Below are 23,807 nucleotides of genomic sequence, written 5' to 3' on the forward strand. Positions count from 1 at the left end.
CTCGCTCCTTCATCTCTTTATATCATCAATGGTTCCGGCCATGGCGGACAAGATCTCATCTTCCGTCGACATCGGGGTATCGCCAACAATGGTGCAGGCCAACATTCCTGCTGCAGCTGCAAACCGGACTGTTTTCTCAGGTGAAAATCCCGCCAGCTCCCCATGTAAAATCCCGCTAGTAAAAGCATCTCCGGCTCCAATTCGATCATACACGGAAAAAGAAATCTTTTCTGAGAAGTGAAACTGCCCATCTTTATACAAATATCCCCGTATAGAATGGGTGTTATCACTATTAATCCCTCGGTGTGTTCCCGCAATCGTTTGAATATCGAAGTGTTTTGCCACCTTAGGAATGAGGTCTTTCAGCTGTTCCTCCCGGGAGGTTTCTGCTGTCTCCATTCCTAAAATATACATCGCATCTTTTTCATTCATCATGACGATATCAGCCAAAGCCAGCATGTCTTCATAATGAGGTTTCGCCCCACTGTACCCTCCCTCCCATAAGGAAGGGCGGTAATTACAATCGAAACAAACCAATCCGCCTTTTTCTTTTAGCTTTTTAGCCAGCTCTTTCATACTAGCACGAACACCATCGGTCATGGCAAGCGTAATACCGCAAAAGTGAATAATATCTGTTTGTTCGGCAATCAAATCCAGATCGTAATCCGAAACATGAGCGGTATTAAAGCTGCTTTCCAGGCGATTGGTATAGGTAACCCGGCTCGCCCGCTGTCCAAAACCATTTTCTAAAAAATACAACCCTAGATATTTTCCGCCTCTAGAAACAAATTTCCGATTGATTCCCAATCGCTGTAAGAAAGAAATGGCTGCATCACCTAAAGGATTCTCTGGTAATTTCGTCACAAGATAGCCATCATAGCCTAGCTTGGTCATCGCAGAAGCAACGTTTACTCCCGTGCCTGAAAAAGAGTATTGTAATGTGTTAGCTTGAGTCAGTAATTCATATCCCGGCACCTGCAAACGCATCATTACTTCACCGAATGCAACAATTTTTTCAGGCATGTTTTTCAACCAATTTTTTTGTAATGGCGAGTAGTGTCCTCACATCTTCCGGGTTTGTTTTTCCAGTTTCTTTATTAATAATAGAAGAATAAACATGAGGAATAATTTTAGGCACTTTTGCTTCCATGGCGATTTCTAGAATGGTCTCAAAATTAGCTAAATCAATTCCGCCAGTTGGCTCTAACGCAAACCCTTCTTCACCGCAAGCTTTCGCAACTGCACGGAACTCTTCCACATACTTTAATCCCTTCATAGGGAAGTATTTCAAAGCATTTCCACCCATATCCCGCACCAATGCAATCGCCGCTTTAATGGGAACAATCGCTGTTTCTCCCGCTGCTGCACTTACAGGACCAGTGGAAATATTCACATAGCCTACTTTTCCTGTTGGAGATACAAGAGAATTAATCCAGCTATCATTCTCGCCTAAATTGGCACGTGTTGCCCCAACCGCCGGAAACACTTGATTGATATGACTTCCCGGATAGTATTTGGCGATTTCCGCTACCACTGCTGCTTGTTTATTATCCCCAGCGCCAAGGCCAATTGATACGGCTTCATCAATCGCTGCCCCGTATTCCTTCATCGCTGTCACAGCAGCCTCTACCGTAGGATAATCCTTGGAAAGCACCCCAACTAGTACATGACCTTCCGCCGCTTCAAAAACTTCGACTGCATTTTCAATGCTATTAGCTAGAACATTCAATGCAACACGGTTGTGATAAAAACGTTTTTCAATGTTTGTCATTGTTCGCTTCCTCCTAAAATCGCTCTTAATTGGGCTTCAATTACGTATAGATCGTCACCCTGTAATGGACGTGGATCAAGATCGAAAAAGCCTTGTCGAATTCCGTAATCACGGGTATAGATTGCAATTTCACCATTTCTTAGCTTGTCATTTACTTCCCTCGCAGTTGTTTTCGTCACAGCCGGATCAATTTGAATACGACCTCTGAAAATGGCACGGCCAGCTTCATCCTGTACAATCGTTACCTTTACACCCTCAATGGATTCAAGTGATTTGAGAACTGCCAGACTGGCTTTTTCCTTTTCGCTATTGTCGATCTTGACAAAATACTCATCCAATGCCTGCAAAAGTCCAAAGGTTGTTTCTTTACCGACCTTCATGCTTCTGCCGGTGCAGTGCAATTGAACCTTTACCCAATCGATATATTTTTGTTTTCCGGCAACGATCCCGGATGTTGGACCTTCAATCGCCTTCGAGCCGCTGTATATCGCTAAATCAGAAACTTGTACATATTTCTTCAAATCTTCCTCTGCAGCTGCATCGACAATCAATGGAACATGATTCGCTTGCGCCACTTCCCATGCTTCTTCAACCGAAATCATATTTTTTTGAACAGCGTGGTGGGATTTGACGAAAAGAATCGCCGCCGTATTTTCAGTAATGGCATCCGCAATGTGCTCCGCTTTGCCCTCATTGGCATAACCGACTTCCACTAATTTTCCGCCGCCGAGAAAAACCATCGTTTCCACCGGAGCCCCGTATTGAACGTTATGGCCCTTCAGCATGATGATTTCATTTTTTTGAATCGTTTCTTGATGAAGTCTTTCGCTTCTTCGTCTGTTTCCTTCAGTCACGATTGCTGCTACCGAAAGAGCGATTCCACTCGATGCTGAGTTCACGACAACCGCTGCCTCTGATTGAAGCAGCCGAGCGATATGCTGTCCTGCTTTATCGACTAAATCAGCGATTTCAACATAATTTTGCCCGCCTATTTTCATGGCTTCCATTACGGTGTCTGTTGGAGCCGAAACACCTAAAATACTCATCCGGCCGCTTGCATTGATAACCCTTTTCAAACCATATTTAGCATTCAATGTATTCTCCATTGATTACCACTCCTTTTACGACAATATTCTGCTCTGCTGTTCGTTCTTCTCCTTCAGAATCCATCAACTGAGTCACTTCATCCTCTATAGAAAATAATGTGAGGTTAGCTAAATCTCCCGCTGAAATTCTTCCGAGTGCCGGCTTATTCAACCAGTCTGCCGCTTTAACTGTAACGGCATCAATGACCTCTTTTAAGGGATATCCTAAATACAAAAATTTAGATAGTACACTGGCCATACTATAAACTGGACCGTGCAAGCGATTTTTCCGATAGATATCCGTGCTGATCGTATCGAAGTGAATACCATACTCCTTCGCCTGCTCTGCCATTTGGAAAGAGAAGCTTGCATTTCCATGGCCAACATCCAAATGTACTCCCCGTTTAATGGCATCCAGCAGCTTCGGAAGAGGTTTTCCATCTTCATCAAATAAATTATTGGCTTTCCCATTTAAGTAATGGGTGATAATGTCCTTTTTCTCAAGTAAATCGAGGACATCATTAATATCCGGCGGTCCTGAACCAATATGAACCATCAGCGGCAACTCAGTGTCCTTTGAAAATTTACGGGCCACTTTTAATGGTTCTACTCCATTTGGACCTACGACACTTTTACTAATTCTCGCTTTCAGTCCAACAATAAAATCTTTGTGTTTGGCTATGGCCTCTTTTAATGCATCCTCATCCAGCCATGAAAGGTCGGATAGCTCATCGATTCTCTTAAGGCCAATTCGTGAAATATTTAAAAAGGCAAAAACATTCGTTTTCGACTTTTTAAAGCTGTTAACTAAGTCAGGCAAACGATCAGCGCCAGTACTGCCGGCATCAACAATCGTTGTTACTCCTGTTTTATAGCCAATCTCATCCACTTCATCCCCATATGGATTAAATTCTGGAAAGGCATGGACATGCATATCAATCCAGCCGCTGGAAACAATTACTTTATGATTAAAGTCAATTGCCTCCCCGCCATTTCCAGTTCCCGCCGGAACAATGTTTTGGATTTTTTTATTTTCTACTTTGATGTCTACAGAATTTCCATTGACTAGTTTTACATTCTGTAATACAAAACAATCTTTCATTTCCCTCATCCTTTTCGGTAAACCTAATAAAATGGGTACTTGTATACGATTACATCTACCTCTTTTGTTTTTCTTACAAGAGTAGGTTACCACGTATTTTCATTCCAGTCAATATAACGTTATAATGTTTAATCTATTTTATACCTTCTATATAATCTTTTCGAACTTATAATTCATTACTCATTTCTTAATAAAAGCAAATACAAGCACAAAAAATGCCCCAAAAGGTACTTTTGGTACATCTTTTATTGGTAAATTTTTAAACCAACCTTATATATTTAGAACCGCAGATTCATTACATATTTTTTCTTTTTTTCACAATTATAGAATGATAACTTTTTCTTCCGTGACCACGCCAACATCAAAAAAATCCTAAAGTAGTTGAAAATGCATTAAAAGCTCTTAATGAAGGGGATCAGTATGTCGAAAATCATAAAGAGGAAACCGCAAAACTTGAATTTGAACAATTGAGACTGCCAGAGGATGGTGTATTGAAGGATCTTGAAAGAAATAATTATGTACTTGGCTTTACGAAAGAAGATGCTAACCATATCGAGGAGTTGAAAAAATGGATGGAGGAAAAGAAGATATTTACTAATTCTCTCGACTTAAAATGAATTTCCATGCCTGTCACGCCCGAAGTTTAAACACCAACGGATTATTATTAGAAGTGCCTATTACATAGCTTACAATGGAACCATCGTAAAGTACTCGAGTGTCATGGCACCAATAGGTTCATTAGGGTGAGGACAGGCAAAGCATAAAGCATTCTTTGGACCATCTCCAATTTTCATACATAAAATCGAATGTCCCTTTCGAGATTTTCCAGCCTCAAATACGGTAACGAGATCGGGAAACTCATTAGCAAGCTTCCTGCAGCTCTCATCCATTTCATCTATAGTCAGAAAAGCTTTATAATCAGGAACATTAGCAACAACAGATTGGAAATTCATGTAATAGTTTCCTTTCATTTCATTTAAGTATTTCATGGCTTCATAATGTGTCCATGCTATACGGTAGAGCAACACAGATATATGGTAGCATAGTTTCAAAACAACTTGCATGTATCAATTATAAATTTAACTTGTCCCTTGTTATTGATAATAATAAAAAGGAAAAGGACCAAACCTGGTCCTTTTTGATACACTTCATTTATTAGACATATTCCCATTTGAGGGAACAATGGCAGGTTTGGGTCAGGAGTCTTTGACCATTCGATATAATACCGGTAATCCACTAGACATTTAATAAAATCCGTCATATAACAATTGTATTTTCTGACAGCTTCCATTACTTCAGCTCTACCTTAAAACATACTCAGTTGATAATTTCTTGATAAAAGTTCCAAAAGTTTAAGTCCAGCAACACTGTTCCCTTTTTCATCCAATGCAGGCCCGAAAATTCCAATTCCAAATTTACCAGGAACAGCCCCCATGATTCCGCCTGATACACCACTTTTAGCCGGAATACCTATTTTTATGGCGAATTCGCCCGATGCATTATACATTCCGCAGGTAACCATAAAAGTTTTGCAAATTCTTGCTACATCGTCGGGCATAAACCGTTTTCCGTTAAGAGGATCCACTCCATCCATCGCAAAAATCATGCCGATTCTCGCTAAATCCAAACAATTCATTTCGACAGCACACTGTTTTGTGTATAAATCCAATAATGTTTCAACATCTTCAGTGATGATTTTATGCTGTTTGAGAAAATAACATAATGCCCGGTTTAAATCAGCAGATTCAAATTCGGATCGGGCTACCTTCTCACTATATCCAACCGAAGGGTCGCCGGACAATTCCCGGATAAAGCCTAATAACCGATTAAACCGATCCTCTACTGAATCCCCTTTAATCATATGAGTCACCACAAGTGCCCCTGCATTGATCATCGGGTTTAATGGTTTAGCTGGTGCCATTGTTTCTAATTTGGCAATAGAATTAAACGGATCTCCAGTAGGCTCCATCCCAACCCGTTCAAATACATAACGAAAACCTCTTTCCATTAAAACAAGAGCTAAGCTTATTACCTTTGAGATACTTTGGAGCGTAATCTTTTTATCAATATCCCCCGCTGAGATACATCTTCCGTCAGGATAATTAATAGCAATAGACAAATCACCTGGATTTGCTTTAGCCAGCTCGGGAATATAGTCTGCAACCTTGCCATCTTTTGTATATCTTTTTGCATCTTCCACTAATCGCCGTAAATCGTCACTTTTTTGACATGGCATTATCCATCACCCATAGTAGTATGGGCGAATGATAGGGCGAGCATTCCATTAGAAAAAAACAAAAATGTTCACATGAACCCGCTATGTAACCAAACTCAAGTAGAACTATTTTAACGATCTTTAATGAATAAAGAAGGGGCCACCTCATATATAGCTAATGGCCCCAATTCCTGTGCTAATTATAACCCCATCCCATTCAACAAATCCCTTAACGACTTTAGCTCTTCAACCGTCAATGTAACACCTTTTCCCATTTTCTCATGGTCCGGTGCCCATTCACGTAAATCATATTTGGGCTCTTTTCCGTTCCAACTAATCAGATTTAGTTCTTTGCTCCAGCCTTTTGGGGACTTTGAAATTGCCCCAATAGTCTCTTTTATTTCAAATTTAATTTCAGCCATCATCCTTGGCCTCCAATTCATCATTATTTCTTTAGTCATTCTGTTCATCAATGCTCAAATATTTCATTTTTAAATTTTCTTTGCTCTGGACCCGAGCTCCCCCAATTAGGCAGTACACCACAATAGTTGCCTAATCCCTCCATCGAAAAATTTTTTTTTTAAAAGAGTGGTATTTATAAAATTACTTTTGAAATTATGGTTGGAGGGAAATGCTGGTTCCCAACTTTGCACTAAAGTATATACCATAATTACCACTTCCTCTGTCCTAGGAACTTTGTAATCCTAGAGATAGGGTTTGTTATTTTCGCTATTTGTTTTCACAAATTTCTGCGAGGCAATTATGAATTCTTTTACAGCAGGCGTACAATCCTTCCTAGACTTTACTGCTAATCCAATAGTACGATAGGTTTCAGGAACAAGTTCAACAGTAGAAACTTGCGTTAACCAATTTGGTAATGTTAATTGAGGAATCACTGTTAGCCCCAGTCCTTCTTGAACCATTGAAATTATGGTTTGATTATCTTCCACCTCAAAATGAATATTAGGCTGTAATCCATTTGATTGAAACCTTTCCTTGACCAGCACCTCACAGCCTGCCTTTGGCATGATAAAGGGTTCCTGCGATAACTGCTCTATGGTTAAGGACTTATGTTCACGGAAAGGGTGATCGCTAGGTACTAGCACAACTAATTTATCTTTTAAAAGAGGAATCGTCTCCAACCTTTTAACCGGCAACGATACAAATCCAATATCAATAACTCCATTTTCTACCCATTCAGTAATTTCGTCATAGCTCCCCTCATATAGCTCCAACTCAATCCCTTCATACCTGCTTTTGAAATAAGATATAATGCCAGGCAATAATTTAGCTGAAGTGCTTGGAAAACTTCCTATCTTGATTTTACCCATTTCTATCCCAAGAATAGCAGCCGTCTTTTGTTTAATCTGTTCCGACTCTGAAACTATATTTCTCATATGTCCAATAATCCGTTTTCCTGCATCCGTCAATGAAACTCCATTTCTGCCTCTATTTAAAAGAATAATCCCCAGTTCTGACTCCAAAGCAGATATATTATGACTGACACCAGATTGTGTGAGTCCTAAATTTCCGCCAGCCTTCGTAAAATTTCCAGTGTCTACAACCTTAAGAAATACTTCAAATTGAAAAAGCGACATGGTTTCCTCCTTAATTTATCTAAAATACGGGGCACGTATTTATTCTTGAGATAGATTTACATGAAAATTTCCCATGTATTCAATTCATAATATTCATTTTACTTATACAAAATTAGTGCATATGATTAAAGTACAAAAGATCATTTCAAGGAGGAGAAACATGAAACAAATCCCGGTTTACCATATTGATGCTTTTACTGATGTATCGTTTGGTGGAAATCCTGCGGGGGTTATTCCCGATGCGAAAAATTTAAGGGAGGAAGACATGAAAAAAATTGCAAATGAATTGAACCTCCCAGAGTCTGTTTTTTTAATGGCTTCTTCTCATCCACATGCAGATTTTAAAGTAAAATATTTTACACCGCTTGAGGAAATCAATTTTTGCGGCCATGCAACAATTGGTCTTTCCTGGTTACTTGGAACCAAATACAATTGGTTAAATAAAGCTGATCAGATTGTATTTGAAACCAACGTAGGACTGATTCCAGTAAAATGGATAAAAGAAAACAATCAACTTATTAGTGTTTCTATGACCCAGATCGCTCCAAAAGTCAAAGAAATCGAAATCAATAAAGACACGCTTGCCCAACTAGTCGGTATTCAAACAACTGATCTAGATGAAAGATATCCAATTAAACTAAGCAATACTGGAAACTGGCATCTTCTTGTTCCAGTGAAAACACGTAAAGCCATTGATTTAGCTGAGCCGCAACTAAAAGAGTTAGGCAGCATGAATCGGGAGCATAATATTTCAACCACTCATTTATTTACCTTTGATACAAATGGGGAGTTTGATATTTATACAAGGGATTTCGCCCCTGGTATCGGAATCAATGAGGATCCTGTAACTGGTGCAGCAAATGGTGCATTAGCCGGGTATTTGTTTTTAGAAGGATTTCTTTCAAAAAAGCAACCTCATCAACTTAAAATTGGTCAAGGTCATGCAATTGGCAGACCGGGTACATTATATATAACGATTCATTCGGAAAATAATGAACCAATCATTGACGTAGCTGGAACAGCAGTAATAACGATTGAAGGGAATATCAACATTTTATAAAGATACTATCTTATCTTTAGGTGCAACATACTTTTCTCTCATTTTTTTCACAGCATATGCATCTATATACTAATTAAGAGGAGCCTGTCCCAATTGAGTTTAAAAAAAGCGACTGGCTCCACTATTATTATTTTACCATCCCTTTTCGAAGTGCGCTGACTACAACCTGGGCCATCATGTCCCCGTAATCCCACTGCCCAGCAGCTGTTAAATTCCGCTCCACATTCTAAAATTCTATAACTTTATTTTCAAAGTAAGGTATGTACTCTATTAGTTTTTAATAGTCACCCTTCAGTTCCCCCATTGCTAATTATTGCATCGGATTTTTATAATCATTAACCAACACCTGGACTTCATCATTTTCGTGAATGATTCCAGGCCTTTCTACTGCACATACGATCCCCCGCCGCTTATAACCAGAACAGATTCAACACCTAATTCTTCTGCAATCCTGTCTAATTCTTCCACAGACACAATCGTTATTTGGCGGTGGTTTAGAATCTCTGTTTCTCTTGGATACATCGGCTGTCTTAGATTCCGTGCCTGTCACGCCCCGGAGTTTGATGAATTTTGTCGAAAAAGACAAACAGTGCCCTCCATTATTTGCCATTAAAAATAGCCCTTGAATAAAGAGCTCACTGTTCGCGATGCATCTCCCCAGATTTATACCATCTCATCCACGTTTTAATCTGAGAAATATTTATGATCCCATACTTATCCATAATCTCTCTATTTGTTAATTTACCTTCAATTTTATCTTTGACTACCGCCCATTTGGTTTCTCCTGAATATACGTTTTTGCCCAAGCAAAAACACCTCCGATAAATGTACTGATAACAGTGCAACATTTAGGAGGTGTTTTATATTGTCTTATTTACTTAGGTTAGTCCAAGTTTGTGTCCGTTTTCTTTTACCGTACGTATTCACCATTCCAAATATGCAATCTCTAAATCCTAACTCAGTCAAATATAATTTGCAGTTCGTTTAACGATCTAAACCCAATCATTTTTCGCCATTGCAAGTCAGGAGCCGCTAATTGAAGGTTGTCTTTCCAGTCCAGGAGTGATTTAATCGTAATTTGTGTTTCTAACCGTGCCAACGGGGCACCTAAACAAAAATGCGTGCCATATCCAAATGCAAGATGGGGATTCGGATTCCTCGTTATGTCGAATAAATGAGGATCATGGAATTTATTCGAATCGCGATTGGCAGCTCCCAAAAGGATATATACCTGGTCGCCTTTTTTAATAGTTGTTTGATGAATCTCGATATCCTCCGAAGCAATCCGAGCGGTCATCTGTGTTGGACTCTCATAGCGCAAAAACTCCTCAACCGCCCCTTCAATAAGTAATGGTTTTTCCTTTAGGTCCATCAGTTGATGAGGATGTTTCAATAAGGTAAGGATTGAATTGCTGATAAGATTGACTGTTGTCTCATGACCGGCAATAACAAGTAAAATGCAGGTTGCCAATAATTCCTCGTCTGTTAACCTGTCCCCTTGCTGTTCCTCCTTTATTAACATGCTGATAAGGTCCTCTTCAGGGCTGTGTTTCCGTCTTTTAATCAGTTCTTTAAAATAATCCCTTAAGATTATAGTAATTGCATTCCCATTGTCTAACGCCTTTCTCGAACGGGTAAAATCAATGGTTTGAATTAAGCTTGCCGCCCATTCTCTAAATTGATATCGCTCTTCTTGAGGTACTCCTATTATTTTCGCTATAATGAGACTTGCTAAAGGAAACGCTAAATCGGAAACCACATCCATTGTTTTCTTATTTTGAAACTGTTGCAGTAAATCGTTTACCGTTTCTTGGATATAAGGACGAAGATGTTCCACCATTCTAGGAGTAAATACGTTACTAACCAGTAAACGCAACCGCTTATGGTCTGGTTGATTTTTAAAAAGCATCATGTCATTTTGGGTGTTTTTTAGCCGCTCATATTTTTTTGAAGTCTGAGGCAGCGGGATGCGATTTTTAAATCTAGTATCTTTAAGAATCGCTATCGCCTCTTCGTATCCTGTCACGTACCATCCTGGATATTTTAATAGATTTCCCCAATAGATCGGATGAATGGAACGCAGCTTATCGTAAAATGGATAAGGATTTTTAAAAAACTCAGGAGAAGTAAATGAAAATGGTATGGTTTGATTTAAATCGGTTGTCATGTCACGCCCCCTAAAATACGATCACGATCGTTTTACAGAGATGTGTAACTCACATCTCTGTAAAACTCTTAAATTTATCTCATCTGGACATTCTAAGATTGAAAGGGCCTCCTAATTTGTTACTTCCTTCCCATCTAACACTTGATCTTCAAGTTCCATCCATTTATACATTTTCCTACCTCCATTTGATTGATTAGTAATGTCACATCTATGTGATCCTTTACCATTTTTTGAATGTTATCTTTTGTTATTTCTTTAAGTTTAGGTGTGATGCCTAATATAGGCACACCACATAACTCTTCAATTAGTTTCGGGTTTGTTTTTTCCGCAAGATCAGGACTTTCACTTATGCCGTTGATCACGATTCCGGCAATCGTCAGACCTAGGCTTTTTGCGTATTGAACCGTTAGAAAAATATGATTTACTGTACCAAGATTAGGTCGGGCTACAAGCACGATTGGCAGCTGTAACGCCTGAATTAAGTCACTAACTAAGAAATGTTCACCCAGTGGGACTGAAATACCGCCAGCACCTTCTACGATGAAGAATTCATGTTTTCCTCTAATCTTTTCCCAGTGACTTAATACATCTTCAATCCCCACTATCTTCCCTTCTAGCTTCCCTGCAACATACGGTGCAAGTGGTTCTTTAAATTCAAAAGGGGTAATCTCTTCATAGGATAAAGATGTTTGTGACAGTTGCTTCAGTAAGCTTGTATCACTTTCTGGATCTTCACGTGAAGTACCGCTCAACAATGGCTTAAATACGCCAACATCCACATTTTTCTCTTTTAATACAGCTGCAAGTCCACTAGAAATAATGGTTTTTCCAACTCCTGTATCTGTTCCTGTTACAAAAAAACCGTTCATTTAATCATGTTCAACTCTTTTCCGATGAAATTAAAGGACTCTAGCAAGTAATCGATTTCTTTTGAACCATGGTCGGAGGAGACTGTTAACCGGATACGACTTTCTCCAATTGGGACGGTTGGTGGACGAATCGCTGGTGCATGTATTCCTTTTTCCTGTAATTTTTTCGCAAATTGTACAGCCTTTTCGGTATCCCCAATGATTACAGGAATAATCGGTGTAAGATCCCCCTTCACGGTATAACCCATTTCTTCAAGACTGATTTTTATTTTTTTTACATTTGAAAATAACAGTTGGCGTATTTCTTTACTATCTTCAATTATCTCTATGGCTGCATACGAAGCAGCACAGATTGCCGGCGGCATGGCTGTTTGAAAAATAAAGGTTCTCGCATGGTTTAACAGAAAATCAATTAACACCTTCGAACCAGCAACAAAACCACCCTCCGTACCAACAGCTTTGCTTAAGGTTCCAATCACCACATCAGGATGAACACCAAAATATTCACTTGTGCCCCTGCCATTTTCTCCTAAAACACCTGTTGCGTGTGCATCATCAACAATAACGTAGGCATGATAGCGTTTAGCAAGTGAGAGCATCTGATCAAGAGGTGCAATCGTACCATCCATACTAAATACTCCATCTGTTACAATAAAACGCCGCTGATATGACGCTGTTTCCTTCAACTTTTCTTCAAGATCACCCATATCGACATGGCTATAAATGACTGTGTCAGCATTGGATAGCCGGCAGCCATCGATAATACTGGCATGATTTAATTGATCACTTAAAATGACATCCCCTTTTTCAGGCAATGACGATAGCACACCGACATTCGCTAAATAACCGCTTGAAAACAGGAGAGCTTCCTCCGTTTGCTTGAAGCTTGCAATTCTTTCTTCAAGTTTTTGATGCCATTCAGTGTGACCTGTAGTTAACCTTGAGCCACTGCTTCCTACTCCAAAATCATGTAGGCTCGTTTCTGCCGCATAAACCAATCGTCGATCATTCGCCAGCCCTAAATAATTATTTGATGAAAAGACGATCTGTCTCTGACCATCAATCAACATCTCAGGAAGCGGAGCCGTATTCATTGTTCGAAACTTTCGATACAAACCAGCCTCTTTGGTCTTGTCTAATCGATGGCTTAACCATCTATCAAGCTCCAACACTCGTCACTCCATTTGTTACCTCATTGATGGCTTCTTTCATGATCATGACCATCGCTTTAATTTCTTCCCTAGTACTAACAAGCGGAGGAAAAAATACAATGACATCACCTAATGGTCTCGTTAACATACCAAGCTCTCTCATTTTTAAAGTAACCTGATAACCTACTCGTTTATGAGCAGAAAAGGGCTCCTTTGTTTCCTTTGAGTAAACAAGCTCTATTCCACACATAAAACCAAGTTGCCTAATATCCCCAACGTGCGGAAGCGATTGCAGCTCTTGTAGGAGTAAATGGAGATACTCTGCCTTTTTGGCTACCTGTTCTACAATATTTTCAGATTCAAACAAACGTAAATTTTCAATTGCAACTGCACATCCAAGCTGATTTCCTGTATAAGAATGACCGTGGAACAACGTTTTTAACTTTTCATAGTCATCATAGAATGCCATATAGATTTCCTCTGTTGTCAATGTACCAGCAATTGGCAAATAGCCTCCTGTAATCCCTTTCCCAACTGCCATTATGTCTGGTTGGACACCTTCGTGTTCACAGGCAAACATTTTCCCCGTACGTCCAAATCCAGCCGCTACTTCATCAACAATCATTAAGACATCATATTTTGTACAAAGCTTACGTACACCTGCCAAAAATCCTTCTGGCATCACAATCATACCTCCGGCTCCTTGGACCATTGATTCAATAGTAAGTGCAGCGATTTCTTGGTGATTTTCATTCAGGAGCTGTTCAAGTATATCTAAACATTCATCGCGGCACTGTACAGGATCACCACTCTTAGAGTGATATACGTAAGGAATTGGTGCTTTAAAACTCTCAAACATTAATGGGCCGTACACTTGATGGTAAAGCTCGATTGAACCAACACTAACGGCCCCAATCGTATCGCCATGATAGCCATTTTGCATCGCTATAAATTTTTGTTTCTCTGGCCTACCAATATTCATCCAATATTGAAACGCCATCTTAAGAGCAATTTCCATCGCTTCTGCTCCACTATCTGAATAAAAGACACGCGTTAACTTTTCAGGACTTATTTCAATTAGTTTTTCAGCAAGCTCTGTTGCTGGAACATTTGTCATCCCCAACAATGTAGAGTGGGCTATTTTTTCAAGTTGTTTCTTAATCGCTTGATCCAATTCTTTTTTTCGGTGGCCATGTACATTGAGCCACAAAGCAGAAAATCCATCATAATATTCCTTACCATAAATGTCTTTTACTTTAATTCCGTTTCCACTCTCAATAATGAAAGGATTTTCATCATAATCTTTCATTTGAGTGAAAGGCAGCCAAAGATACTTTTTACTTTTTTCAATTAACTCTTGTGTCATTCTCTTCCTCCCAATGAATAAAAATTGGCTGTTTTTCTAAGTAGTGTATGTATGAATGAAGATCGCTTAAGCCATCCACAAAGAAGATTCGACAGCCGTGTTCATCTCCGTATTCTTTTAATTTTGTAATGCGTTGATAGCCTAGCTTTTTACTAGCTACATAGCCTGTTATGTATTCAGGATCATCTGACCAACATAATTCTGCGACAGTAGCTGGGTGCTCATTCACCTTTGTTGCAAGTACAAGTGCCTCCTTCACTCTGGAATTCTTAGGCATCTTATAGTAGTCAGCCCATTTTTCAAAATTCGTGTCCAACCAGTCCATTCTGGAAACACGCAAGCCCTTTTCTTTCCGTTCATCAATTCGTTCACCTGAATGAATATCAATCAAAATAGCGCCCCTGATTCCTGAATATTCAGTCATCAGTTGATACGCTTTTTCAATGCTCGTTCTTGGGATCCCCTCTCTCTCCAAAAGTCTCCTGGCGAATGATTGCCCTTCATCTACTGATTCCACTTCATTTGTCGCAATTTGTAATGGCTTAACTAGTTTTATAGGCTCGTCAATAGATTCAAACTGAATCTGCATAAAATCTGGGTTTCCTCTTGAATGAGTTAAGCCCTTTTCCAATAAAGCATTCACTGCATGTTTCATATTGCTATATGTTGAAAGTAGTTCTCCACCGGATATATGCTTTCCACCATGTTCATGAGGTCCATTCTTGGCAGCTCTCATTCTAATGCTATAATACTTTCCCTCTTGCATACCTTCTACCTCCCAACCTTGTAATTTGTTGTTAATCGAATATCAGCAATCATTTTAAAAATAATTCTGGGGATCTCTGCAATAATTAAAGGCCTAAGTACAATAGTTTTCTAATAGAACTACTATAATAAGCACAGGTTAAAATGTTCGAAATACTTCAATAATCTACTCGCAACAATCCGGTAAATCACTGAAATTCCAACGTTTCAACTACATTCGCCTCTAATTGTAAACCGAAATCAATGATAGGTTAACAATTAGAATAATAAGATAGTTACCCTTTTCTGTCAATATTGTTAACAAAATTGTATTGGTAATTTAAAAGTTATTAAAGAAAAAAAAGGAATAAACCATTTTTAAGTACTTTTAGGTTTATCCCAAATTATTGTCTTGTTTTGGTTTTTCTTTAATAGCTTTTTACAGGTGGAATGGATGTAACTAACAGTTCCTATTGAATCTGTTCAGAAATATGACTTAATGCTTCTCCAGCTTCGTTTACATGAATGTTGACTGTTGATAGATCACCAATCGCACAAATACCAATCATTTCACCATTTTGTACAACTGGAATGCGACGGATTTGATGGTCTGCCATCATACGAGCACATTCATGTACATCTGTATCAGGCGAACAAGTGATTACATCCGAAGTCATACAATCATGGCAATGAACGGAATTGCTGTCTTTCCCATCAGCTACACAATTCAATACAATATCACGATCTGTAATCATTCCAACAACTTTTCTACCTTCACAAACTGGAACAGAACCACAGTTGATATCACGCATTATTCTTGCGGCTACTGTCACAGAGTCATGTGATGCACACACCTTAACATCCTTTGTCATAATGTCTTGTACCATTGTCATTGTTTTTTCCTCCTATTGGTGATTGATTTTTCCTTTGTATTTTCTCCATGCGAATCTAAATTATTACTCAAAATTACACTTTTTATGTGAATCCTATTTATTAATCTCAAAGATTTAAATTCAGATATATATAAATATACAAAGCCGGTGATTATGATAATGTATTCCCAATTGATAAAAGCCTTTGCTCTCGTTGAGCAAAGGCAACTTTTTTACGGGTTCCTTCTATTATATAATGTTATTTTTCGATTTTCTTTCGTACTCCTTTACTAACTTATAAAGAGTTGTCTTTTTCACCCCTATACCATGCGTCGCCTTCACAGCTGTCATCTCTCCCGTTTTCCATCGATGATAAGCTTGTTGGCCTCACGCAGTTTTTGAAGTTAGAGGAGATTCTATAGGTACATGAAAAATCCGTATAATTAATTAGACCTACATCTCGAAGCCAGCCTAATCTATTGCAGGATTAATAGATGTTTTTATACCAGAACCAACAAAAAGATGTTTAGACCGCGTACTGTATCTGAACATCTTTTTGTATTATTTACATCGCTTTTTCCTTTTTTGAAGTAGAAGTAGCTGGAGAGTGCTCCCAACATTCAATGCCTTCATAATTTTTAATACAATCTTTATAAAAGACAGGATCTTTACCAGCTTTTTTCTGTTTCATGTAATCCGTTAAAGCAGCAAAGGCTATTTTTGCTAGTAATGTAATAGCAATCAAGTTTATGATAACCATAAAGCCCATAAATAAATCCGCTAAATCCCATACAAACTGGACCTTTGCAATGGAACCGAATACAATCATGGCTAACACGCTTATTCGGTATAGCATCAACCATACTTTACTTGTGTGTAAAAATCGAATATTTGTTTCCCCATAATAATAGTTACCGATTAACGCACCGAATCCAAATAGAAAAATAAAGATAGCCAGACAGCCTGATGCCCAGGAACCGACATGTTCACTTAATGCTGCTTGTGTAAGTGCAATACCACTTAGCCCTGGTTGTTTGTAAGCATCAGAAAGTAAAATAATAAATGCTGTGCTTGTACAGATGATCAGAGTATCCGTTAATACGCCAAATGCTTGAATAAGTCCTTGTTTAACCGGATGACTTGTTGTTGCCGTTGCGGCAACGTTTGGCGCACTCCCCATTCCAGCTTCATTCGAGAACAAACCACGTTTAACTCCATTCATGAGTGCAGCGCCGATTGAACCGCCTGCTATTTGTTCAAAGCCAAACGCGTTTTTAACAATAAGAGAAAGAATTTCCGGCATTTTTGTTATGTTCGTAGCTATGATAAATAATGCAATACCAATGTATAACACAGCTAGAATCACAACCTTGTATTCAGCCATTTTTGCAATACGCTTCACACCGCCAAAGATAATCGCAGCGAAAGCAAGTGCCATGATAATCCCTAAAGTTAAACGATCTGTACCAAATGAGTTCTCAAAAGCAATTGAAACGGTATTTGATTGTACAGAATTGAATACAAGACCGAAAGAAAGCGTAATTAAAATGGAGAATACTACTCCCATCCAACGTTTGTTTAATCCTTTTTCCATATAATAGGATGGGCCGCCGCGGAAACCATTTTTATCTTTTACTTTATATACTTGCGCTAACGTACTTTCAATAAAGCTGGATGCTGAGCTAATAATAGCAATAATCCACATCCAGAATACCGCTCCAGGACCGCCTAATGCAATCGCAATCGCAATTCCTGTGATATTACCTGTCCCAACGCGAGCGGCCATACCAATACAGAACGCTTGAAATGGGGAAATGTTGTCTTTAGCACCAGTTCTCCCTTCCATTAAAACACGGACCATTTCCTTTAACATTCGAAACTGTACAAATTTCGATTTAAATGTGAAATAAATCCCGCAAGAAACAAGCATAATAATTAGTAATTTTGACCAAAGGAATTCATTTGTTACACCAATCATATTTTGTAATAATTGTGGCATTTTACCACCCCTTATTAAAATTTAGTAGTTTATATTGAAGCAATTAGGACATCAGTTTGATAGAAATGGTTCGAATCGAAGTAGAGTCAGTGCCGGCGATGGTGCCACCTGCTGCTGGAATCTTAATATAAGATCATTTTTTAACAGGGTTTATTGCATCAGCATCATTTGCAGAGTTAGCTGATCTCCGTATAGACATGGATGCTAATGCAGCGGAAGAAAATGTTTCTTTGTCGCTGTGGTAAGAAACCATTGAAATGTAATTTTATTATGCTATGTATAGATCTTGTACCACTCCTTTCATGGCCGCATACGTATTTGTTAAAGCAATAGATGAATAAATTTCATCAGAAAGCAATTCTTGAAATGGCCTTGATGAGCACAGGCAATGGTTAATGAAACGAGACTGTAATCACTTCTACTGATAACCTCATCACAGGCAGGTTTCGAAAATTAGAAACTTACAAATACTGTTAATCGCCTTCATGTTTCTTCTCTCTAACAAAAATGTAGTTTTAATTTATAATAGAAACTACATAATCATAGGTAAAGGATCTCAGTAAGGATTTTACAGCCCTTCATTTTTTCGAAAGCTTCTTTTGCTTCTTTTTCAGTGTCAAACTCAAACATGTTTAGATTGTTTTTTGAATGGACAGTGATAATCCACAAGAAAATCTCCTTCTTCCATATAATTGTAGAAAATCTCGCATTTTAGATCCAGCCCCGGAAATGTGAGGCCTCAGCCAGTTTTCTTATTCCAACCATATACGCTGCTAAGCGCATATTAACTTGATGGACATGTGTTGTTTGATAAATATTTTCAAAAGAATCGACCATTACTTTTCGTAATTTTTCAGCCACCTCTTCCTCTGACCAATAAAATCCTTGATTGTTCTGAACCCATTCAAAGTAAGATACGGTGACACCACCTGCACTTGCCAATATATCCGGAACAAGGAGGATTCCTCTTTCATCCAAAATTTTGGTTGCTTCAAGGGTTGTTGGCCCGTTAGCTGCCTCCACTACGATGGAAGCTTTAATACGATTGGCGTTTTGTGCTGTAATTTGGTTGGAAATGGCAGCCGGCACCAGAATGTCACATTCTTTTTCCAGTAATTCTTGATTCGTGATAACATTGTTAAATAAAGGTGTTACTGTACCAAAACTATCGCGTCGATCGAGCAGGTAATCAATATTAAGCCCTTCTGGATCATAAAGAGCACCATATGCATCCGAAATACCAATCACTTTTGCTCCAGCATCATGCATGAATTTGGCCAAAAAGCTTCCTGCATTCCCAAAACCTTGAATCACTATGCGAGCACCTTGCAATTCAATGTTTTTTTTCTTTACCGCTTCTTCAATACAGATGGTTACACCCCGGGCTGTTGCCGTTTCACGTCCATTTGACCCCCCTAAAACAAGGGGCTTGCCCGTAATGAATCCTGGAGAATCGAATTCACGAAGGCGGCTATACTCATCCATCATCCAAGCCATGATTTGAGAGTTTGTATATACATCGGGTGCCGGTATATCTTTTGTAGGCCCGACAATTTGGCTGATGGCACGAACATAACCACGACTCAATCTTTCCAGTTCTGCAAACGACATTATTCTCGGGTCACACTTAATGCCGCCTTTTCCACCACCGAAAGGGAGGTTCGCAATGCCGCACTTTAAACTCATCCAAATAGACAAGGCTTTTACCTCTTCTTCGTTCACTTCTGGGTGAAAGCGTACGCCTCCTTTTGTCGGACCTACTGCATCATTATGTTGGGAACGAAAACCGGTAAACACTTTAATCGAACCATCATCCATTTTTACAGGTATGCGGACAGTGAGCATTCGGATAGGTTCTTTGAATAATTCAAATTCATTATTTGAATAACCTAATTTATCCAACGCCTCTTTTATGACCGTTTGTGTAGAAAGAAATAAATCTAGAGATTCCTTTTCTTTTTTCTGTTCTTCGGCTAGGCTTTCTACAGTATTTGTTAATGCCATTAATATCACCCCATAATTTGAAGAATAAAAGTTTTATTGCATCGTTTTCTTAATTTCGTATGAATTTTTCAAATGTCCAATGAAATCTTTTCTTATAAGATGTTTTTAGAAAATACACAGATCCCATTCTTGCGATAGATGTTTCAATAGCTTAACACCCGTCAGGCTATTGCCATACTGATCAATTGCTGGTCCATAAATACCAATTCCACATCCATCTTGAAAAGGCAGTTCTCTTTTCATACTTGGGGGAACTGTTGCTAAAATACCTCCCGATACCCCGCTTTTGGCTGGCACTCCGACAAAGGCGGCAAATTTGCCTGAAGCATTGTACATTCCACAGGTAAGCATTAAGGCTTTGGAAAGTCTGGCCACTTCAACAGGCATTACTTGTTGTTTTTGAATTGGGTGATATCCATCATGAGCAAGAATCATTCCAATCAGGGCTATATCTTCCGTATTTACTTCTAAAGAACACACCTTCAGATAAACTTCTAAAGCTTCATCCACCTCTGATTCTAAAAAACCCGTCTCTTTTAAATAATAGGCTATTGCTCTATTTCGATTGGCAGTCTGCCATTCTGACTGAAAAACCTCCGCATTGATGTTCGGACGTTTCCCTATCATTTTTTCGATAAATTTGTAAAGAAACTCCAATTTATTTTTTGATGATTCTCCCGGAAGCAGTGATGCGATGGTAATTGCTCCTGCATTGATCATGGGATTAAACGGCTTACCTGGTTTATGCATTTCAAGGCGGATAATGGAGTTAAAGGCATCTCCAGTTGGTTCCACATCGACCCGATCTAACACATAAGGAATTCCGCGACTTACACATGCCGCTATAAAGCTGATCACTTTTGAGATACTCTGCAATGTAAAAGGGACTTGCCAATCACCCGACTTGACGACTAGTCCATTTGATCCTACGATACAAATACCTAACTGTGACGGGTTTGCCTTTCCCAAAGCAGGAATGTAGCTTGCACATCGTCCTTCTGTACCATAGGAACGATAATGAGCCACCCATTCATCCAACCAATCCTGCCTTTGGTTCCCGATTTGATCTCTTTCCTTTTTTTTAATCTTGTGAATCAACTCTTCCAACCCTCTCTTTCTAAATTCTTTTTTAGGGAAAACATTTCACACTCAAAAGAAAACGCTTTCTATTTTCTGATAGAATGATATAGGTGATTCTATAATTAGAACTACAAAAGATAACAAAAACCTACAGAAAATTTTTTATCTTTCGTTTAATTTTTTATTCAAACAAAATTGGAGTATTTAATAATAAAGTTTGCATTGTATTGTGGCCAATCTATCTGTATACTAATTTTCAGAAAAATGAGGAAGTGATCTGCTTGAACATCAGTCCTTTAGTAAAAAAAGAACTATTCATTCTCGTTTTAATGATGATAACAGTCCCTTTGGCGGGTGAATTAAATTTCTATCCGATTAATGAAACGTTCCGGGTCAGTTTTGGTGTACCAATATTTTTATTCTTTTTGTTATTGTTCCGAAAAATCCCCGCTATTTTGTCTGGTTTATTGACAGCTATACAAGTTGTGGTCTTTCGTATTTTACTAGAATTCATCAACCAAGGTAATATGAATTTGACTTCCTCTTTTGAAGCTAATTTTCCTAGTTTTTTCTTTTATTTTGCCTATGCTTGTTTCTTTTATTTGGCAAAAGTAAACCGATTTTATCACCGTCCTATTTTAATTGGATTGATTGGCATCACCATCGAAATATTGTCGGATTTGACAGAGATAATGATGCAATATTTCGTATTGGGAACAACGATTAAATTGGCAGCACTTAGCGAAATTCTGATTATGGCGATTTCACATAGCTTTCTGGTTGTCAGCTTTTTCACGATCATGCAGTTGTATGAGGCACAAGCAAGGGAAAAACAAATAAGAAAACAAAATGAGCATATGCTCATGCTCATTTCCAATTTATACGAGGAATCAATTCATTTAAAAAAAACATTGCTAGATGCTGAAAACATCACAAAAAAATCATATGATCTATACAAATGCTTAAATGTTTTGCAAAACGAAGGGACGACTGCCCATACAGTCGAGGACCTCGGCAGGCAGGCATTGACAATAGCCGGCGAAGTCCATGAAATAAAAAAAGATAACCAACGTATTTATGCGGGACTTTCAAAACTTATTTCTGATGAAAGTTTTACAGATTATATGAACCTGGTTGAACTTGTTTCCATTATCAAACGAACAAATGAAAAATATGCCAGTATCCTTGGAAAAAATATTCAAGTTGAATATTCCATTACAGGAGCTCATCCTCCTTACCATGTTTTTACCCTTTTATCGATTATCAATAATATCGTCACTAACGCCATAGAAGCCAGCGATAAAACGGGCAAGATTACCATTAGTATTGAAAGGGAAAACCATTTGGTTAAATTCCAGATCAAAGATAATGGCCCTGGTGTTATCCAGAAACATAAAAATTTAATTTTCAAGCCTGGGTTTACCACTAAATATGATTATTCCGGAAATCCATCAACGGGAATGGGATTATCCTTTGTAAAAGAGATAGTTGAACAACTTGAAGGTGATATTACAGTGCAGAATAGATTAGAAGGAACAGGGTCCATTTTCACTATCCGCTTATCGGCCAATCATTTAATGGAGAAAGGGTGATTTGTTACTTTTTCATATAATAGATGATGATGAAGCCGTTCGTTCGATGCTGGCTCAAATCATCGAAGACGAGGGCTTAGGGGAAGTGGCCGGGGAGGCAGCAGATGGATCCTTATTGGATGGAAACAGGTTAGACATTGATATACTTGAGAGAGTCCTTGCATAGTCTCAATGACGGAAAAACTTCACTAAACCGTTGTTTAGTGAAGTTTTTCTGTTATAAGAAGAGAAAAATATACTATTCGTTAACAAAATAAGAGGGCTTACATGTTTTGACCTGATACGCCATAATCTTTGATTGTTAATTTTACGTTATAGTGAATCGGAACCTCACTGAATGTTTGATCCCAATCTTTTTTAACCTTACCCCACACTTGCGTTTCAGGAAGAACTGTCGCACCTAGCTTGACGAAATGAACATTAATGTATTTTTTTGAAGGCCTCTTTTGCTTCTGCTTCTGTCTCAAATTTAAACATTGTAATATTTGAATCTAAATACTGAGTGATAATCCACATTAAAATCCCTCCCTAATTTAAAGATTACCTATTTGCTAGTCCTGCTGACTAACTTAACTAAATTAACATAAGCTTTGTTGACCTTAAGGATAATTTGTTGTTAAAAAAGCAGCTAATTTTTTGCTCTTTTGTTTTCTTTCTTTGCGAACTCTTGCTCGCTCTGGTGCGGTCTCATGCAATTTTTTCTCTTCTTCTGTTTCCGGAATAACCTGTGGAACATGTGTTGGACGTTTATGTTCATCAAGTGCGACAAATGTTAATAGAGCTGTTGCTGCAATTGTACGTTTACCACTTTTTAAATCTTCAGCAATAATTTTCACAAAAACCTCCATAGACGATGTCCCTGTCCATGTCACATATGATTCAAAACAGACCGAATCTGTTGTACGAACAGGATATAAGAAGTCAACTGAATCAGTTGAAGCAGTTACACATTCCCTGCGACTATGGCGAGCCGCAGAAACAGACGCTACCTGGTCCACATCACTCATTAATTTTCCTCCAAATAATGTATTGTGATTGTTTACGTCATTTGGAAATACACGACTTGTTCGTATAACTCGTGATTCTTTACAATATTTTGCTTCCATATATATACTCCCCTATTGAACTACTG

23 protein-coding genes and 2 pseudogenes are annotated in these 23,807 nt (G+C 38.5%); 4 read left to right on the forward strand and 21 right to left on the reverse strand.

Annotated elements, in window-relative coordinates; translation table 11 throughout:
- Positions 1-9: 9 nt before the first annotated feature.
- Genes J7E77_RS16830 through J7E77_RS16845 form a run of 4 tightly spaced genes read right to left on the reverse strand, consistent with a single transcriptional unit; the run spans position 10 to position 3,958 of the window.
- Entirely contained in the window at positions 10-1,023 is a 1,014-nt protein-coding gene (locus tag J7E77_RS16830) for a sugar kinase (protein WP_214715860.1), read from the reverse strand.
- On the reverse strand, positions 1,016-1,771 hold the full coding sequence (dagF, locus tag J7E77_RS16835) for a 2-dehydro-3-deoxy-phosphogluconate aldolase (protein ID WP_214715862.1): 756 nt from the start codon (positions 1,769-1,771) through the stop codon (positions 1,016-1,018). The genes J7E77_RS16830 and dagF overlap by 8 nt, the downstream gene beginning before the upstream one ends.
- Positions 1,768-2,877: a DgaE family pyridoxal phosphate-dependent ammonia lyase gene (locus tag J7E77_RS16840; RefSeq protein WP_214715864.1), complete on the reverse strand. Its 1,110-nt coding sequence runs from the start codon at positions 2,875-2,877 to the stop codon at positions 1,768-1,770. The genes dagF and J7E77_RS16840 overlap by 4 nt, the downstream gene beginning before the upstream one ends.
- Complete coding sequence (locus tag J7E77_RS16845) at positions 2,855-3,958, reverse strand: amidohydrolase/deacetylase family metallohydrolase (protein WP_214715865.1); 1,104 nt, start codon at positions 3,956-3,958, stop codon at positions 2,855-2,857. Before J7E77_RS16845 ends, J7E77_RS16840 begins: the two co-directional genes overlap by 23 nt.
- A gap of 491 nt (positions 3,959-4,449) precedes the next feature.
- On the opposite strand from J7E77_RS16845, the gene J7E77_RS31215 reads away from it, so the two are divergent.
- Complete coding sequence (locus J7E77_RS31215) at positions 4,450-4,575, forward strand: hypothetical protein (protein WP_285290592.1); 126 nt, start codon at positions 4,450-4,452, stop codon at positions 4,573-4,575.
- Between the two features lie 69 nt (positions 4,576-4,644).
- Here the strand turns inward: J7E77_RS31215 and J7E77_RS16850 are convergent, their stop codons facing one another.
- The 4 genes from J7E77_RS16850 to J7E77_RS16865 all read right to left on the reverse strand — a co-directional run bounded on the left by J7E77_RS16850 (position 4,645) and on the right by J7E77_RS16865 (position 7,771).
- Complete coding sequence (locus J7E77_RS16850; RefSeq protein ID WP_251026617.1) at positions 4,645-4,911, reverse strand: M14 family zinc carboxypeptidase; 267 nt, start codon at positions 4,909-4,911, stop codon at positions 4,645-4,647.
- A gap of 353 nt (positions 4,912-5,264) precedes the next feature.
- Complete coding sequence (gene glsA / locus J7E77_RS16855) at positions 5,265-6,194, reverse strand: glutaminase A (protein WP_214715866.1); 930 nt, start codon at positions 6,192-6,194, stop codon at positions 5,265-5,267.
- Between the two features lie 179 nt (positions 6,195-6,373).
- Entirely contained in the window at positions 6,374-6,595 is a 222-nt protein-coding gene (locus tag J7E77_RS16860) for a YdbC family protein (protein ID WP_214715867.1), read from the reverse strand.
- A 282-nt stretch (positions 6,596-6,877) separates the two neighbouring features.
- Entirely contained in the window at positions 6,878-7,771 is an 894-nt protein-coding gene (locus tag J7E77_RS16865) for a LysR family transcriptional regulator (protein WP_214715868.1), read from the reverse strand.
- 160 nt (positions 7,772-7,931) lie between these two features.
- On the opposite strand from J7E77_RS16865, the gene J7E77_RS16870 reads away from it, so the two are divergent.
- Positions 7,932-8,831, forward strand: a complete 900-nt coding sequence (locus tag J7E77_RS16870; RefSeq protein ID WP_214715869.1) for a PhzF family phenazine biosynthesis protein — start codon at positions 7,932-7,934, stop codon at positions 8,829-8,831.
- Between the two features lie 384 nt (positions 8,832-9,215).
- On the opposite strand, the gene J7E77_RS16875 is transcribed toward J7E77_RS16870, so the two are convergent.
- The 11 genes from J7E77_RS16875 to J7E77_RS16925 all read right to left on the reverse strand — a co-directional run bounded on the left by J7E77_RS16875 (position 9,216) and on the right by J7E77_RS16925 (position 21,089).
- Positions 9,216-9,353 (reverse strand): hypothetical protein, encoded by a 138-nt coding sequence (locus J7E77_RS16875; protein ID WP_214715871.1) that lies wholly within the window; start codon positions 9,351-9,353, stop codon positions 9,216-9,218.
- A gap of 113 nt (positions 9,354-9,466) precedes the next feature.
- The gene (locus J7E77_RS16880) at positions 9,467-9,637 is read right to left on the reverse strand and encodes a helix-turn-helix domain-containing protein (protein WP_214715872.1); all 171 of its coding nucleotides are present in this window, start codon (positions 9,635-9,637) and stop codon (positions 9,467-9,469) included.
- A gap of 152 nt (positions 9,638-9,789) precedes the next feature.
- Positions 9,790-10,998, reverse strand: coding sequence for a cytochrome P450 (locus tag J7E77_RS16885; protein ID WP_214715873.1), 1,209 nt, complete (start codon positions 10,996-10,998; stop codon positions 9,790-9,792).
- Positions 10,999-11,132: 134 nt separating this feature from the next.
- The gene (gene bioD, locus J7E77_RS16890; protein ID WP_214715874.1) at positions 11,133-11,867 is read right to left on the reverse strand and encodes a dethiobiotin synthase; all 735 of its coding nucleotides are present in this window, start codon (positions 11,865-11,867) and stop codon (positions 11,133-11,135) included.
- A complete protein-coding gene (bioF, locus tag J7E77_RS16895) occupies positions 11,864-13,036 on the reverse strand; it encodes an 8-amino-7-oxononanoate synthase (RefSeq protein WP_214715875.1) in 1,173 nt (390 codons plus the stop codon). The genes bioD and bioF overlap by 4 nt, the downstream gene beginning before the upstream one ends.
- Complete coding sequence (bioA, locus tag J7E77_RS16900) at positions 13,026-14,384, reverse strand: adenosylmethionine--8-amino-7-oxononanoate transaminase (protein WP_214715876.1); 1,359 nt, start codon at positions 14,382-14,384, stop codon at positions 13,026-13,028. The genes bioF and bioA overlap by 11 nt, the downstream gene beginning before the upstream one ends.
- On the reverse strand, positions 14,365-15,150 hold the full coding sequence (bioW, locus tag J7E77_RS16905) for a 6-carboxyhexanoate--CoA ligase (protein ID WP_214715877.1): 786 nt from the start codon (positions 15,148-15,150) through the stop codon (positions 14,365-14,367). Before bioW ends, bioA begins: the two co-directional genes overlap by 20 nt.
- Before the next feature lie 448 nt (positions 15,151-15,598).
- Complete coding sequence (locus tag J7E77_RS16910; RefSeq protein ID WP_214715878.1) at positions 15,599-16,021, reverse strand: CBS domain-containing protein; 423 nt, start codon at positions 16,019-16,021, stop codon at positions 15,599-15,601.
- 544 nt (positions 16,022-16,565) lie between these two features.
- The gene (locus tag J7E77_RS16915; RefSeq protein WP_214715879.1) at positions 16,566-17,999 is read right to left on the reverse strand and encodes an alanine/glycine:cation symporter family protein; all 1,434 of its coding nucleotides are present in this window, start codon (positions 17,997-17,999) and stop codon (positions 16,566-16,568) included.
- A gap of 711 nt (positions 18,000-18,710) precedes the next feature.
- Positions 18,711-20,003, reverse strand: a complete 1,293-nt coding sequence (locus J7E77_RS16920) for a Glu/Leu/Phe/Val family dehydrogenase (protein ID WP_214715880.1) — start codon at positions 20,001-20,003, stop codon at positions 18,711-18,713.
- Positions 20,004-20,108: 105 nt separating this feature from the next.
- Positions 20,109-21,089: a glutaminase gene (locus J7E77_RS16925; RefSeq protein WP_214715902.1), complete on the reverse strand. Its 981-nt coding sequence runs from the start codon at positions 21,087-21,089 to the stop codon at positions 20,109-20,111.
- Positions 21,090-21,355: 266 nt separating this feature from the next.
- On the opposite strand from J7E77_RS16925, the gene J7E77_RS16930 reads away from it, so the two are divergent.
- Both J7E77_RS16930 and J7E77_RS31220 read left to right on the forward strand, forming a co-directional pair.
- Positions 21,356-22,675 carry an ATP-binding protein gene (locus tag J7E77_RS16930; protein ID WP_308160667.1) on the forward strand — a complete coding sequence of 440 codons (1,320 nt, stop codon included), beginning with the start codon at positions 21,356-21,358 and terminating at the stop codon, positions 22,673-22,675.
- Positions 22,676-22,721: 46 nt separating this feature from the next.
- Positions 22,722-22,835, forward strand: a pseudogene (locus J7E77_RS31220) (transcriptional regulator); the annotation flags it as partial.
- A gap of 103 nt (positions 22,836-22,938) precedes the next feature.
- On the opposite strand, the pseudogene J7E77_RS31945 reads toward J7E77_RS31220, so the two are convergent.
- Both J7E77_RS31945 and J7E77_RS16940 read right to left on the reverse strand, forming a co-directional pair.
- Positions 22,939-23,052: pseudogene (locus tag J7E77_RS31945) on the reverse strand (Ger(x)C family spore germination C-terminal domain-containing protein); the annotation flags it as partial.
- A gap of 222 nt (positions 23,053-23,274) precedes the next feature.
- Positions 23,275-23,781, reverse strand: coding sequence for an acyl-CoA thioesterase (locus J7E77_RS16940; protein ID WP_214715882.1), 507 nt, complete (start codon positions 23,779-23,781; stop codon positions 23,275-23,277).
- Positions 23,782-23,807 lie beyond the last annotated feature (26 nt).

It is taken from the genome of Bacillus sp. ISL-77 (genome assembly GCF_018613105.1).

Excerpts from the sequence above, each read along its gene's own strand:
- J7E77_RS16940 (WP_214715882.1), bottom strand. The coding sequence starts at position 23,781 with ATGGAAGCAAAATATTGTAAAGAATCACGAGTTATACGAACAAGTCGT.
- J7E77_RS16915 (WP_214715879.1), bottom strand. The coding sequence starts at position 17,999 with ATGCCACAATTATTACAAAATATGATTGGTGTAACAAATGAATTCCTT.
- dagF (WP_214715862.1), bottom strand. The coding sequence starts at position 1,771 with ATGACAAACATTGAAAAACGTTTTTATCACAACCGTGTTGCATTGAAT.
- J7E77_RS16865 (WP_214715868.1), bottom strand. The coding sequence starts at position 7,771 with ATGTCGCTTTTTCAATTTGAAGTATTTCTTAAGGTTGTAGACACTGGA.
- J7E77_RS16910 (WP_214715878.1), bottom strand. The coding sequence starts at position 16,021 with ATGACAATGGTACAAGACATTATGACAAAGGATGTTAAGGTGTGTGCA.
- J7E77_RS16860 (WP_214715867.1), bottom strand. The coding sequence starts at position 6,595 with ATGGCTGAAATTAAATTTGAAATAAAAGAGACTATTGGGGCAATTTCA.
- J7E77_RS16845 (WP_214715865.1), bottom strand. The coding sequence starts at position 3,958 with ATGAAAGATTGTTTTGTATTACAGAATGTAAAACTAGTCAATGGAAAT.
- J7E77_RS16875 (WP_214715871.1), bottom strand. The coding sequence starts at position 9,353 with ATGTATCCAAGAGAAACAGAGATTCTAAACCACCGCCAAATAACGATT.
- bioD (WP_214715874.1), bottom strand. The coding sequence starts at position 11,867 with ATGAACGGTTTTTTTGTAACAGGAACAGATACAGGAGTTGGAAAAACC.
- bioW (WP_214715877.1), bottom strand. The coding sequence starts at position 15,150 with ATGCAAGAGGGAAAGTATTATAGCATTAGAATGAGAGCTGCCAAGAAT.
- J7E77_RS16870 (WP_214715869.1), top strand. The coding sequence starts at position 7,932 with ATGAAACAAATCCCGGTTTACCATATTGATGCTTTTACTGATGTATCG.
- J7E77_RS16850 (WP_251026617.1), bottom strand. The coding sequence starts at position 4,911 with ATGAATTTCCAATCTGTTGTTGCTAATGTTCCTGATTATAAAGCTTTT.
- J7E77_RS16840 (WP_214715864.1), bottom strand. The coding sequence starts at position 2,877 with ATGGAGAATACATTGAATGCTAAATATGGTTTGAAAAGGGTTATCAAT.
- J7E77_RS16885 (WP_214715873.1), bottom strand. The coding sequence starts at position 10,998 with ATGACAACCGATTTAAATCAAACCATACCATTTTCATTTACTTCTCCT.
- J7E77_RS16830 (WP_214715860.1), bottom strand. The coding sequence starts at position 1,023 with ATGCCTGAAAAAATTGTTGCATTCGGTGAAGTAATGATGCGTTTGCAG.
- J7E77_RS16920 (WP_214715880.1), bottom strand. The coding sequence starts at position 20,003 with ATGGCATTAACAAATACTGTAGAAAGCCTAGCCGAAGAACAGAAAAAA.
- bioA (WP_214715876.1), bottom strand. The coding sequence starts at position 14,384 with ATGACACAAGAGTTAATTGAAAAAAGTAAAAAGTATCTTTGGCTGCCT.
- glsA (WP_214715866.1), bottom strand. The coding sequence starts at position 6,194 with ATGCCATGTCAAAAAAGTGACGATTTACGGCGATTAGTGGAAGATGCA.